Annotated in this window: 13 protein-coding genes and 1 tRNA gene; 7 read left to right on the forward strand and 7 right to left on the reverse strand. The window is 44.9% G+C overall.

Features of this window, described 5'->3' with window-relative positions; all coding sequences use genetic code 11:
* Positions 1–310: 310 nt before the first annotated feature.
* Positions 311–397: transfer RNA gene (locus FTT83_RS04450), tRNA-Leu, on the reverse strand.
* 194 nt (positions 398–591) lie between these two features.
* Between FTT83_RS04450 and queA the strand changes: the two genes are divergently transcribed.
* The 7 genes from queA (at position 592) to secF (ending at position 8026) form a co-directional block, all read left to right on the forward strand.
* On the forward strand, positions 592–1629 hold the full coding sequence (gene queA / locus FTT83_RS04455; protein ID WP_180042747.1) for a tRNA preQ1(34) S-adenosylmethionine ribosyltransferase-isomerase QueA: 1038 nt from the start codon (positions 592–594) through the stop codon (positions 1627–1629).
* A 26-nt stretch (positions 1630–1655) separates the two neighbouring features.
* Positions 1656–2684, forward strand: coding sequence for a hypothetical protein (locus FTT83_RS04460; protein ID WP_180042748.1), 1029 nt, complete (start codon positions 1656–1658; stop codon positions 2682–2684).
* 29 nt (positions 2685–2713) lie between these two features.
* Positions 2714–3280, forward strand: a complete 567-nt coding sequence (locus tag FTT83_RS04465) for a LemA family protein (protein ID WP_180042749.1) — start codon at positions 2714–2716, stop codon at positions 3278–3280.
* Positions 3281–3528: 248 nt separating this feature from the next.
* The gene (gene tgt / locus FTT83_RS04470) at positions 3529–4659 is read left to right on the forward strand and encodes a tRNA guanosine(34) transglycosylase Tgt (protein ID WP_180042750.1); all 1131 of its coding nucleotides are present in this window, start codon (positions 3529–3531) and stop codon (positions 4657–4659) included.
* A gap of 105 nt (positions 4660–4764) precedes the next feature.
* The gene (gene yajC, locus FTT83_RS04475) at positions 4765–5094 is read left to right on the forward strand and encodes a preprotein translocase subunit YajC (protein ID WP_180042751.1); all 330 of its coding nucleotides are present in this window, start codon (positions 4765–4767) and stop codon (positions 5092–5094) included.
* Positions 5095–5145: 51 nt separating this feature from the next.
* Positions 5146–7047, forward strand: a complete 1902-nt coding sequence (gene secD / locus FTT83_RS04480) for a protein translocase subunit SecD (RefSeq protein ID WP_180042752.1) — start codon at positions 5146–5148, stop codon at positions 7045–7047.
* Positions 7048–7057: 10 nt separating this feature from the next.
* Entirely contained in the window at positions 7058–8026 is a 969-nt protein-coding gene (gene secF / locus FTT83_RS04485) for a protein translocase subunit SecF (RefSeq protein WP_180042753.1), read from the forward strand.
* Positions 8027–8145: 119 nt separating this feature from the next.
* Here secF and FTT83_RS04490 read toward each other — a convergent pair whose 3' ends face one another.
* Genes FTT83_RS04490 through FTT83_RS04515 form a run of 6 tightly spaced genes read right to left on the reverse strand, consistent with a single transcriptional unit; the run spans position 8146 to position 12750 of the window.
* Entirely contained in the window at positions 8146–8580 is a 435-nt protein-coding gene (locus FTT83_RS04490; protein ID WP_180042754.1) for an excinuclease, read from the reverse strand.
* Positions 8581–8602: 22 nt separating this feature from the next.
* Complete coding sequence (locus tag FTT83_RS04495; RefSeq protein ID WP_180042755.1) at positions 8603–9823, reverse strand: beta-ketoacyl-ACP synthase; 1221 nt, start codon at positions 9821–9823, stop codon at positions 8603–8605.
* Positions 9823–10548 (reverse strand): 3-ketoacyl-ACP reductase FabG2, encoded by a 726-nt coding sequence (locus tag FTT83_RS04500; RefSeq protein WP_180042756.1) that lies wholly within the window; start codon positions 10546–10548, stop codon positions 9823–9825. The genes FTT83_RS04495 and FTT83_RS04500 overlap by 1 nt, the downstream gene beginning before the upstream one ends.
* Positions 10545–10982, reverse strand: coding sequence for a 3-hydroxylacyl-ACP dehydratase (locus FTT83_RS04505; RefSeq protein ID WP_180042757.1), 438 nt, complete (start codon positions 10980–10982; stop codon positions 10545–10547). Before FTT83_RS04505 ends, FTT83_RS04500 begins: the two co-directional genes overlap by 4 nt.
* On the reverse strand, positions 10979–12175 hold the full coding sequence (locus FTT83_RS04510; RefSeq protein WP_180042758.1) for a beta-ketoacyl-[acyl-carrier-protein] synthase family protein: 1197 nt from the start codon (positions 12173–12175) through the stop codon (positions 10979–10981). The genes FTT83_RS04505 and FTT83_RS04510 overlap by 4 nt, the downstream gene beginning before the upstream one ends.
* Positions 12176–12186: 11 nt before the next feature.
* Complete coding sequence (locus tag FTT83_RS04515) at positions 12187–12750, reverse strand: DUF3261 domain-containing protein (protein ID WP_180042759.1); 564 nt, start codon at positions 12748–12750, stop codon at positions 12187–12189.

Raw genomic sequence — 12750 nt, forward strand, 5'->3', positions numbered from 1 at the left:
AAAATACAAAATAATTCGGTAATATGATCCATCGAGAAGCCTTGTTTTATAACATTTTGTATTGAGAACCAATATGTTATAAATTCAGGGCTTTTTTTCTACTCTTTTTTATATCGAACTCAGGTTAGTATTTAGCTATACTGGCAAAATTTTAATTAATAAATCAATCGTTATCATTTTCATAAAAATAAAAAAATATTTTTAAAAGAATAACATAAACTCCATCAATGCTTTAAATGCGACTACCACACTTTTTTATCAGGCAATAAAAAACCCCAAGACTTAATATGCTTGGGGTTCTTCAAAATCTTGGTCCCGAGGGTCGGACTCGAACCGACACGTCATCTCTGACAGCGGATTTTGAGTCCGCCGCGTCTACCAATTTCACCACCTCGGGAAAGGTGTTGCAAGCTGATCAGCTTGTGGTGGCTATATTACTCTCAAACTTGGAATTGTCAATTATCTAAATTAACCGATCGCTCAATTTTAAATCAAAATCAAAAACTTTGTTTTAAAAAACATCAGATAGCATCTGTTTTGTGCATTTCCAGCCTATAATGCGGATGTTTTTCTTATTTCAATACATTGAAGATGCAACTTTCTGACTTTAACTTTGATCTCCCTGACGAGCTGATCGCCCGTTACCCGCTTGAAACCCGTAGTGCTTCACGCCTTTTGCATCTTGATGCTCAAGGTCAATATCATGACCATCAATTTACAGATATTCTCGATTTACTGAATGAAGGTGATTTGCTGGTTTTAAATGATACCAAGGTCATGAAAGCACGTCTGAAAGGTAAACGTGCCACTGGGGGTGCGGTTGAAGTTTTGGTGGAACGCATGCTGGACAAGTTCATTGCGCATTGCCATATTAAAGCCAGTAACTCGCCAAAAGAAGGCGCAGAACTGTTCATTGGTCCAGATGAAGTAAAAGTCACAGTCAAAGGTCGTCATGAAAATCTGTTCATTGTCGAGTTTTCTCAGCCCATTTTAAATGTTTTAGATCTCTATGGTGCGTTGCCAATTCCGCCTTATTTCAACCGTGAAGCAGAATCAATTGATACCGAGCGTTATCAGACCGTTTTTAATGACCCAACTAAACTGGCCAGTGTTGCGGCCCCGACTGCCAGCCTGCATTTTGACGAAGCCCTGTTAAAAAAACTTGAAGAAAAAGGCATCCAGAAAACCTTTGTGACCTTGCATGTCGGTGCAGGAACCTTCCTTCCGGTACGGACCAACGATATTGAAAACCATATCATGCACAGTGAATGGTGTGATGTGTCTGATGAATCTATGGCGCTGATCAAAGCAACCAAAGCGCGTGGCAATAAAGTCATTGCTGTCGGTACAACTGCAACCCGTGCCACTGAAAGTGCTGCACAGGCCAATGGCGGTGAATTAAAAGGCTGGACGGGTGATACCCAAATCTTCATTTACCCGGGTTACCAGTTTAAAGTGGTTGATCGTCTGATTACCAACTTCCATCTTCCTGAATCAACGTTATTGATGCTGGTTTCGGCATTGTCGAATCGTGATAATATTTTAGCTGCCTATCATCATGCGGTAGAAGCCAAATACCGTTTCTTCAGTTATGGCGATGCCATGCTGGTTGATAAAATCATACCTTAATTATTGTTGATAATAAGAAGTACGCCATGCCGCTCGATGCTGTTAAATATTCGATTCATATTCGACGTAAAAAAAATGAACGGGTTTTTAATAATATTGCGCGGCTTTGGGAGATTGCCCGCCAGGCTCAGACGCATCAGGATATTTTAGATGCCCTGCATCCCTGGAATGCCCCGATCGTGCTCAAGTTTGAAAATGTCCTCCCGCTACTTCTGGCAGCAGCAGGACTGTTTTTTATCCTGCTGATTTTTATCCATCCCGGTAATATCTGGATTCAGATCAGTCTGATCAGCGGTTTTTTTATGATTTTCTGGGCTTATATTAGTTATGAAGAAAGCAAGCCCATTGATGAAGTCATCGAATATCTGGAACAGCAAAGTATTGCTAAAAAATACAATCTTGCCTTCCAGCAACAACCGCAACATTTTTCTGTTCCCCTGCAACCGGTTTTATTTATTGCCCATTTAAAGCGTTTATTTCCGGTCTTTAATCAGGGCAGCATTTCCAATGACTTTCCTTATTACGCCAGCACCCAATGGACCGATGATGAAGGCAAACAGCATCAGGTGATGGTATTTCAATATCATTATGTCAATGAAATCCGGATTCGTAATAAAGACGGCAATGAAGTACAGGTGAGTGAAGTACACAAAGATTTATGGGGTGTATTTGTTTTTGATGTGGAAGTACACGGTGTGGCAGTCACTACGGCCAACAAGGAGTTTTATTATCCTTACAGTTTTCCGTGGCATACCAGTGATATTCAAGTCAATCAGAAACTGAATATTTTTGGCAGCGATGAAATGCAGATGGCGAAACTGCTTACGCCGGCATTTGTGCTGAGACTGGATGAATTTTTTGCTCAGCGTCAAGGCGATTTAATTTTCCATCCCGACAGCCATATCTTATGTTTTTTAGGAACGGCCGATTTATTTCATATTTCAAGCCGGGCAAAAAATATTCACGATATTTCTGCATTACGTGGACACTTGCGTACTTTTAAACTACCTTATCTGGAAAGTTTACAGCGTGATTTAACGCAGTTTTTAAAATAACAATCTTGTAAATGTTTGGGGACAAATAAATGGGGTTATTGATTTTTTTATTGTTGACTATTGCCGTGATTGTAGCCTGTATCATGATTCGCAATAATATTGTGCGTCATCACAATGCTTCTATTCGTTCCTGGTCAGATGTGGCAACTTATGAGCGTCAGAAGATTAAAGTTCTGGATGGCTTGCAACCTTTGGTTGAACAATATTCCAATTTTGAACAAGGTACTTTGGAAAAAGTAACCGAACTGCGGCAGAATATTTTAAATCTCAATTTAAACAATGCTGATGTTGCCCAGTTGCAACGCGTTGAAAGCCTGAACAAGGAATTGATGCAGAGTCTGAATGTCGTGGTAGAAAACTATCCCGAGCTGAAAGCCAATGAAATTTATCTAAAAATGATGAATGAAATTGAAGAACAGAATGAAAATGTCGGGGCAGCCATTACCATTTTTAACCGCAATGTTGAACTGTTTAATAACAATATTCAGATTTTTCCCAATAACATCGTCAATACCCTGTCACTCGGTAAAAAAGCCATTCGCCCCTTCCGCGATCTGGCAGCTACACAGAGTTTTGACTATCGACCGAATTTTTAAGTCGTTAATATTAGAATAAATGAAAACATCGGCATGCAGAAAAGCATCATTTCTACATGCCCATCCGCAAGGCAAGCACAGCCTCACTTGTAGCTTATTTTCTTCAGCAAAAAAGAATCGCGTTAAAATTCGACAACACTGGCGTTTATGTGCGTAATCAAGGAAAATAGCGAACTTTTGGCGGCGAACTGTTTTTTCGCTCTTGCACTGCAACCAAAGCAGTGCTTTGCTCTCGTCCAGGATATTTTATGAAGTTTGAAAAATTAGGTCAGTCGGGCCGTGCCCGTCGTGGTCGTTTAACGCTGGAACACGGCGTGGTGGAAACCCCAGTGTTTATGCCTGTCGGTACCTACGGTACAGTCAAAGGCATGCTCCCACGTGATGTAGAAGATATTAAAGCCCAGATTATTTTAGGTAACACCTTCCATCTCTATTTACGTCCCGGCCTGGACGTGATTCGTGAACATGGCGGTTTGCACGAGTTCATGAAATGGAACAAACCGATTTTAACCGATTCAGGCGGCTTCCAGGTGTTCAGCCTGGGTGCGATGCGTAAGATTAAAGAAGAAGGTGTAACCTTCCGTTCACCAATTGATGGTTCAAAAGTCTTTTTATCACCTGAAATTTCAATGGATATTCAACATACCTTGAATTCAGACATCGTGATGATTTTTGACGAATGTACGCCTTACCCGGCTACGCGTGAAGAAGCACAGAAATCTTTGCAGCTTTCACTGCGCTGGGCAAAACGCTGTAAAACCCATCATCATGATGTATTAAAAAATAAAAATGCCCTGTTTGGTATTATTCAGGGCGGTATGTATGAAGACCTGCGTGATGAATCACTGGCAGGCTTAAAAGAAATCGACTTTGATGGCTTTGCCATTGGCGGTCTTTCTGTCGGTGAACCGAAAGAGGAAATGATCAAGATTCTGGATCATCTGCCACCGAAAATGCCGGAAGACAAGCCACGTTACCTGATGGGTGTCGGCAAGCCTGAAGATATCGTGGAAGGCATCCGCCGTGGTGTGGATATGTTTGACTGTGTCATGCCAACCCGTAATGCACGTAATGGTCATTATTTTGTGACAGACGGTCTGGTGCGGATTCGTAATGCCAAATATCGTCATGACCAAAGTCCACTCGATCCAGACTGTGACTGCTATACCTGCCAAAACTTCACCCGTGCTTATCTGTTCCATCTGGAAAAATGCGGTGAAATGCTTGGTTCCATGCTGGGTACTATTCATAACCTGCGTTATTACCAAAGGTTTACACAAGACATCCGTGATGCGTTAGATAATGGTACTTTTGATGAATATGTACAGGATTTTTATGCGCGTCGTGGTCTAGAAGTCCCTCCTTGTCCTGAAGATTAATCTTTCAGTATTTGCGCTGAAGAAAAAGACAAGGTAAATTGCTGAACAAGTTATCTTATTTATCATCATATTGTTGATATACATTTTTTAGTTTAGGAAATTGAAATGAGCCTTTTTATTTCTACTGCTCACGCAGCAGGTGAAGCTGCACAACAACCAAGTTTGGTAACCAACCTTTTGATGATTGTGGTATTTGTCGCAATTTTCTATTTCCTGATCTGGCGTCCTCAAGCGAAACGCGCGAAAGAACACCGTACCTTGGTTGAAAGCCTGGGTGTAGGTAGCGAAGTAGTTTTTGCAGGTGGCCTGATGGGCAAAATCACTAAAATTGAAGGCGATTTTGCAGTGGTTGAACTCAGCCGTGGCGTAGAAGTAAAAATTCAGCGCGCAAGTGTGATTTCAGTTCTTCCTGAAGGCACATTAAATAATCTCTAATCAAAATTAGTCGTGCCCTAGCACGACTTTTTCATTTTAAGAAGAAAACAGATGCGTTACCCAGCATGGAAATATCTGCTGATCCTTGTGGTTTTGATGATCAGCACATTATACGCGCTGCCTAGTTTGTACCCCGATGAACCTGCTGTTCAAATTTCCGGTGCCAAAGCCGGCACCCAAATTGACCAGAGCATCGTACAAAAAGCAGAGCAATTATTACAAAGTGAAAAAATTTCAAGCCATGACAACAGCTTTAGCAATAATGCTGCCCTTTTACGTCTCGACTCCTCTGAAGCACAGTTAAAAGCCAAAGAAGTATTGCGTCGCGGATTGGGTGATAATTATGTTGTTGCCTTGAACCTTGCCCCAACCACACCTGAATGGCTTCAAAAAATTGGTGCCAAGCCAATGAAACTGGGTCTGGATTTACGTGGTGGTGTGCACTTCCTGCTTGAAGTGGATATGGACAAGGCTATCAGTCAGCGTATGGAAACATCGGCGACTGATCTGCGTCGTCAATTGCGTGACAACAAGCTAAAATTCAACAGCCTGTCACTGAATAACAATACCATTACCGTTCAGTTTGCCAATAACGGTGACCGTGAAGCCGTGATGGATTTCTTGCGTCGTAATGGCAATGAATTCAACCAACAAGCAATTGCCTCTGAGTCCGGTTCAACTTTACGTCTGAACTATACCGACGTGCGCAAGCAGGAAATTCAGTCTTATGCCGTTAACCAGAACTTAACCACTTTACGTAACCGTATTAATGAGTTAGGTGTAGCGGAAGCATTGGTTCAAACTCAAGGCAGCAACCGTATTGTGGTTGAACTTCCGGGTGTTCAGGACACTGCTGAAGCGAAACGCGTCTTGGGCCGTACAGCCAACCTGGAATTCCGTCTGGTTTCCGATTTGAATGACCAGTACATCGATCCGTATACCGGCAAGTCTACAGCTCAGGCCCTACCTCCGGGTACTGAAGCTTTTGCTTATGAATCGTTGGATAGTGGTCGTGAATTATTATTGAACCGTAACCGCATTCTGACCGGTGAACGTGTTCAGAATGCCTCTAGCGGCTTTAGCCAGGATACTGGCGGTGCTGAAGTAAACATTACTTTGGATAGTGCTGGCGGTAAGCTGATGGCAGATGCCACCCGTAATGCGGTTGGTAAACGCATGGCGGTATTGTTCATCGAGAACAAGCAGAAGATCAGCTATGTTCCAGATCCTGTGACGGGTGCGCAAACTGAAGTCCGTACCCCTTATGCTGAGTCAGTCATCATTAATGCTGCAACCATTCAGGCGGTATTGGGTTCCCAGTTCCGTATTACCGGTCTGGATTCACCACAGGAAGCGGCTGAACTTGCCTTGATGCTTCGTGCCGGTGCACTGGCTGCGCCGATGTATTTCGTTGAAGAACGTGTGGTTGGTCCGAGCCTGGGTCAGGAAAATATTGACAAAGGTGTGTTATCGACTCAAATCGGCTTCCTTCTTGTGGCGATCTGGATGGTGGTGTTCTTCCGTCTGTTCGGTGTAATTGCCAACTTTGCACTGGTATTTAACCTGGCTATGATCCTGACTGTGATGTCATGGATTGGCGCTTCCCTCACCCTTCCGGGTATTGCCGGTATCGTAATTACCATTGGTATGGCGGTCGATGCCAACGTACTAATCTGTGAGCGAATACGGGAAGAAATGAAATGGGGGGCCTCGCCCAAACAGGCGATTGTCGCCGGTTATGATCGGGCCTATAACACCATTTTTGACTCGAACTTAACCACCTTCCTGGTTGCGTTCATTCTGTTTGCCATTGGTACAGGTCCGATCAAGGGCTTCGCGGTGACATTAATGATCGGTATTGTCTGCTCGATGTTTACAGCCATTACGGTGACACGTGCCATCGTACAGCTTATTTATGGCAAAAAACGTAACTTGAAAAAGTTGAGCATTTAGGAGATCGAAGATGACTGATATGACTCAACCGAAAAAGAAATACGGTCGCCCGGATGATGAGCGCATCATTGACTTTATGAAGATTGCCAAACCTGCGGCAATCATCTCTATTCTTTTAACTTTGGCCAGTATTTTCTTTATTGTCACCAAAGGTCTAAACCTCGGTCTGGACTTTACTGGCGGTGTATCTGCTGAGCTGAACTATAAACAACCGGCCAATCAGGTCGAAGTTATTCAGGCTTTGAACCAGGCGGGCTTTAAGGATGCTGTGGTACAAACCCTCGGCAGTAACAAAGACCTTCTGGTTCGTATGCCTGTTCAGAACATTGAAGTAGAAGATCTGAATAACGCCATCACCAAAGCAGCACAATTACCGAATAACCCTGCTGAGGTCCACAAAGTGGATTCTGTCGGTGGACAGGTCGGTAACGAGCTGTATATTCGTTCGGCAGGTGCTGTAGCCTTGGCATTACTGCTCATGCTGGTTTACGTGACCATTCGTTTTGAATTCAAGCTGGCGGTAGGTGCGGTGCTTTCGTTATTCCATGACATCATTGTCACCATTGGTATTTTTGCCATGATGCAATGGCCGTTTGATTTAACCGTACTGGCAGCTATTCTTGCGCTGTTAGGTTTCTCGTTAAACGATAACATTGTGGTATCCGACCGTATCCGTGAAAATTTTCGCAAGATTCGCGGTGCCTCGCCAGTTGAAATCGTCAATATCGCGTTGACTGAAACCTTACGTCGGACCATCCACACCTCCATGACTTTATTGCTGGTCGTTGTCGCGATGATGTTCCTGGGCGGTGAAGGTCTGCACTGGTTCTCGATTGCGATGTTTATTGGTGTATTTGTCGGTACCTATTCTTCAATTTATATTGGTACTGCATTTGCCTTATGGCGTGGCCTGAACCGTCAGGACTTTATTGTACAGGTGAAACCTGAATTTGATGAGGAACAGGAAATTCCAAAGTAATTTCTGTGCTTTCTTTAAATTCGATAAAAAAGCCCATCATGTGATGGGCTTTTTTATGCAGGTCAAAAATATAAAATGCTGTACGAGATCTGAAATTTTATCAGTATGAATGCACAAGCTTATAGTTTTGCAAGATCACCTTTTAAGGCTACACCGGCAACCGCAGTTCCTTTGGCACATTGATAAGTGGTGGTACTGCGGGTTTCGTTTGCTTTATAGTAGCTCACAATATTGGTGACAGCATTGGCACCCTTTGCCTTGGCAGTGTTCTGGAACTGGATTAAAGCAGAACGTAAAACATGATCGCATGAACTTTCAGCAGACTTGGCAAAACCATTGGTTTTTTTATTGCTCACTAAACCTTTTTGAATGACTTTTCCACCCGCACGTGTACCCGCCAAGTAAAACTTAACCGAACCGTCCAGTGTACCGTCAGCAACTGCGCGACTCACCGCTTCCTGGAAGTTGAAGTCATGCATTTGATCTGCAGCTTGAGCTGAAACGATTCCACCCAAACACAATGCAGCTGTAAGTGTTAATTTCTTCATCAACATGATGTATACCCTCTAATTGTTGTTAGACACGTTTAAAAATCAGGGAGGTATTAATTCCTCCAAAAGCAAAATTGTTACTCATAACTATGTCGGCATGCATATTTCTTGACTGTTTGATGATGTAATCCAGATCGCCACAGGCCGCATCAATTTCATCCAGATTTAATGTCGGTATAAACTGGCTACGCTGCATCATCTCGATACTGAGCCAGGCTTCAATTGCTCCACAAGCCCCCAAAGTATGGCCAAAATAGCTTTTTAAAGAGCTGATCGGTTTTTTGCCCAGTACGCGAGCCGTGGCCTGGGTTTCAGCAATATCGCCCTGATCGGTGGAGGTTCCATGCGCATTGACATAGTCCACCTGGTCTGCTGCAATTTGCGCATCTGACAGAGCCAACTGGATACAGCGTCCCATCATTTCAGCATCTGGACGGGTGACATGCTGACCATCGGTATTGCTGCCGTAACCGATGATTTCTGCATAAATTTTGGCGCCGCGTGCTTGGGCATGTTGATATTCTTCCAGAATTAAACAGCCTGCGCCTTCACCGACCACCAGACCATCACGTTTGCTATCAAATGGACGCGGGGTTTTTTCCGGATGCTCATTTTGACTACTGGTGGCCATCAACACATCAAATACCGCGGAACCTGCGGCACTGAGTTCCTCGGCACCACCTGCCAGCATTACAGTCTGCTTGCCATATTTAATGGCTTCATAGGCCTGACCAATCGCCATGGAACCTGAGGTACAGGCACTGGATGTCGGTAAGGTTAAACCTTTCAAGCCAAAATAAACGGTCATGTTGACGGCACTGGTATGCGACATCATGCGGATATACGTGGTGGCATTGAGTTTGTTCATGTTGTTATCAATCAACATGCTGCCAAACTCGCCAATTGCATCGACACTGCCAGCAGATGAACCGAAGGCCACACCAGTTTGACCACTACTTAAAACCGGGTCATTTAACAGACCGGCATCTTCCAAGGCTTTTTCAGCACAGACCGTTGACATCAGGGCCACCCGACCCATGCCGCGGGTCACTTTACGGTTAAAATGCTTGGGAATGGTATAGGATTCGACCGGACCACCCAGTTTGCTGCGCAAGTCGGTATACACCTCCCAGTCCGGCATATAGCGAATACCGCTTTTGCCCTGTTCAAATTGTGCAAATACCTGATCTGCGGTTTCACCTAAAGAGGTGATTCCAGCCATGCCCGTCACTACAACACGTTTCATCAAATCAAGCCCCCATTGACCGAAATCACCTGTCGGGTGATATAACTGGCATCATCACTGCATAAAAATTTCACTACTTTGGCGACTTCATCAACCTGCCCCATACGTTGTAAGGGAATCATTTTCAGGGCATGTTCTTTCACTTCTTCAGTGACCATTTCGGTTTCAATTAAACCCGGTGCCACACAGTTCACGGTAATCTTGCGTTTCGCCAGTTCCAGTGCCAAAGCCTTGGTCGCGCCAATCAGGCCGGCTTTGGCGGCACTATAATTGACCTGTCCCCGATTACCCATCAAACCTGAAACCGAAGATAAAGTCACAATGCGACCGCCCTGTTTCAAACGAATCATCGGCATCACCAGAGGCTTCAGTACATTGTAAAAACCGTCCAGTGAGGTCGAAACCACCTCATCCCAATCGCTGTCGGTTAAGGCCGGAAATGCCGCGTCACGGGTTAAGCCTGCGTTCAATACCACACCATAAAATGCGCCATGCTCGGCAACATCCTGTTCCAGCAATTGCAGCACTTTTTCACGTTCATTTACATCAAATAACAGTGCATGGCTGGCTTGGCCTAAAGCATGGATTTCTTCGACCACCTGTTCGGCTTCTTGTTGTCTGGAGCGCGCATGGACGGTGACATCAAATCCTGCCTGTGCCAGTTGCAAGGCAATGGCTTTACCAATTCCACGGCTTGAGCCTGTTACTAAAATTCGTCTACTCACACTGTATCCTTAAGTTCTTCTTTCATTTCTGGCGGCTCAAATACACTCAACATGGCACTAAAGCGATGTTCCCGGTATTCAATTTCACATTGAAACTGCCCCAGCCCCTCATGTAAATAACCTTGTTCCGCTTTAATCCTGACGGTTTCACCTAAAGCAAAATAAGGCACAGGCAACTGCATTTTACGCGTGCCCAATAAAAAACCAATTTTAGGCGGCAAACCTGACATTTTTCCTTTATGCCCGGCATAAGCACTAATGGTCTGTGCCATCAGTTCAATACTGCTCCAGGTCGGCAAGCCTTCCGCTTCACAAAACATCAATTCGGGACGAATCACCAGTTCGGCAATGGCAAAATTGTCACTGGCTTCAATCAGATGATCGATAAACACCATCGGCTGTTCATGCGGGATAAACTGTATTGCATCCATCATTTCAATTTTGTTCCAAAAATTAGGCTGATATTGCTGCCGCCAAAGGCAAAAGAATTACTCATGACATATTCTATCGGTTGTTGCAACTGCGCATTCAGCACATAGTTGGCTTCATCCAGTTCCGGATCGATACTGCCTGAATGATGCAGCGGCAACCAGGACTGATCGGCTAACACCTGCTGGCAAATTACGGCTTCAATAGCTCCAGCGGCTCCCAGACAATGCCCGGTTTTATGTTTGCTGCTGCTGATCGGTACTTCATATTGCTGGAATACCGTCTGTACCGCTTTAATTTCCATGGCATCATTTTGCGGCGTTGCCGTTCCGTGCATATTTAAATAGCCAATCTCACTGGCGCTAATGCCGGCCATATCCAGCGCCTTTTGCATGGCTTCGGCAGCCCCTTTGCCTTCCGGATGCGGTGCAGAAATATGCCAGGCATCCATCGACTCACCGGCGGACATCAGCATCACAGGGGCGCTTTCTTTGGACAATAAAAACAGTCCCGCCGCTTCGCCAATATTGATGCCGTCACGCTGTGCACCACAGGGCTGACACAGATCATTGGACAGGCTTTCCAGACTATAAAAACCATTCAGAGTCAACCGGCACAAGGTATCAACACCACCGACCAGCACCGCATCTGCCAGACCGGCATTAATCAATCGCTGTCCTGCCGCCATGGCTTTGGCACTGGAAGAACAGGCCGTGGAAATGGTGTATGCCGGACCTTCCCAGCCAAGATGCATCTGTAGACCTTTGGCCAGACTACCCATTTCCTGTTTATAGTGATTAATTTCAATTTTGCTGTGATGGTTAAAATACTGTTTCAGCAATATTTCATTGTCAGCAATGCCGGAGGTCGATGTGCCCAGAATAATTGCCAGACGTTTGCGATCAAACTGCGCAGTATAATCTCGGATTTCGCTTTCAATCGAGCTTAACGCCGTTAAGGCAAAACGTAGATTACGCGAATCAACATCCTGCAAAAATGCGGGAACAGTTTCGATTAAAGGCTGCTGATAGGCGCCTACCCAGACCTGTTTTTCCGGAATAAATCCTGAACGAAGGCTCAAGGTATTTTGCTGCGTGGTCAGCGCCTGTCTGATCTGTTCAGCGGTATTTCCGAGTGTAGATAGACCGGCACTCAACTGAATGCCGACTGCAGGATATTGTGTGATTTTATCGCCCATGCTCATCCCCCTTATTCAGTGCTTTGCACATCTGAGTTTTCCCCCTCTGTGCTGGTCAGGCCTTCGCTGATAGGACTGATGACCATCTGGTACGGTACCTGCAGATTGTTCAGCTCAATGGCCCCGTCCTGCTGTTGAATATTCAGCACATGCTGCTGATTGATCCATACTTTCCAGGTCTGAGCCGAAGTTTCAATGCGGACATTCTGCTGCAAGCGGGCAAAATCCGGATAGGTGGCATAGAGAATGTCGCGCACCACAAATTCAAATGGCAACAGCTTCATTGGTGCAATGCGCTGTTCGACATCAACCTTGCGGCCATCAAAACTGAGCTTGAATAACTGCTGCCCTGTCAGGGTCAAAGCCAGCATTTCCAGCTTTTGACCTTGTTGTTGCTGATACAGTAAAAAGCTGAAACTGTGCGCTTTCCATTGAATTTCTAACTGATCCTGACGCTGGTAGTTTTGTGCAGTCCAGGCAGCCGTTGCCAGACCTGGTGCTTGAGGCAGCATGGACTGGCAGCCACTGCATAGCAGGACTGCAGCGAGCAAAATCCCCGTCCATTTCAGTTTCAT

The sequence above is a fragment of the Acinetobacter sp. YH01018 genome, assembly GCF_013420295.1.
GTDB lineage: Bacteria > Pseudomonadota > Gammaproteobacteria > Pseudomonadales > Moraxellaceae > Acinetobacter.

Coding starts and splice junctions, on each gene's coding strand:
- tgt (WP_180042750.1), top strand. CDS start 3,529: ATGAAGTTTGAAAAATTAGGTCAGTCGGGCCGTGCCCGTCGTGGTCGT.
- FTT83_RS04515 (WP_180042759.1), bottom strand. CDS start 12,750: ATGAAACTGAAATGGACGGGGATTTTGCTCGCTGCAGTCCTGCTATGC.
- secF (WP_180042753.1), top strand. CDS start 7,058: ATGACTGATATGACTCAACCGAAAAAGAAATACGGTCGCCCGGATGAT.
- secD (WP_180042752.1), top strand. CDS start 5,146: ATGCGTTACCCAGCATGGAAATATCTGCTGATCCTTGTGGTTTTGATG.
- FTT83_RS04490 (WP_180042754.1), bottom strand. CDS start 8,580: ATGTTGATGAAGAAATTAACACTTACAGCTGCATTGTGTTTGGGTGGA.
- FTT83_RS04510 (WP_180042758.1), bottom strand. CDS start 12,175: ATGGGCGATAAAATCACACAATATCCTGCAGTCGGCATTCAGTTGAGT.
- FTT83_RS04465 (WP_180042749.1), top strand. CDS start 2,714: ATGGGGTTATTGATTTTTTTATTGTTGACTATTGCCGTGATTGTAGCC.
- FTT83_RS04460 (WP_180042748.1), top strand. CDS start 1,656: ATGCCGCTCGATGCTGTTAAATATTCGATTCATATTCGACGTAAAAAA.
- queA (WP_180042747.1), top strand. CDS start 592: ATGCAACTTTCTGACTTTAACTTTGATCTCCCTGACGAGCTGATCGCC.
- yajC (WP_180042751.1), top strand. CDS start 4,765: ATGAGCCTTTTTATTTCTACTGCTCACGCAGCAGGTGAAGCTGCACAA.
- FTT83_RS04495 (WP_180042755.1), bottom strand. CDS start 9,823: ATGAAACGTGTTGTAGTGACGGGCATGGCTGGAATCACCTCTTTAGGT.
- FTT83_RS04505 (WP_180042757.1), bottom strand. CDS start 10,982: ATGATGGATGCAATACAGTTTATCCCGCATGAACAGCCGATGGTGTTT.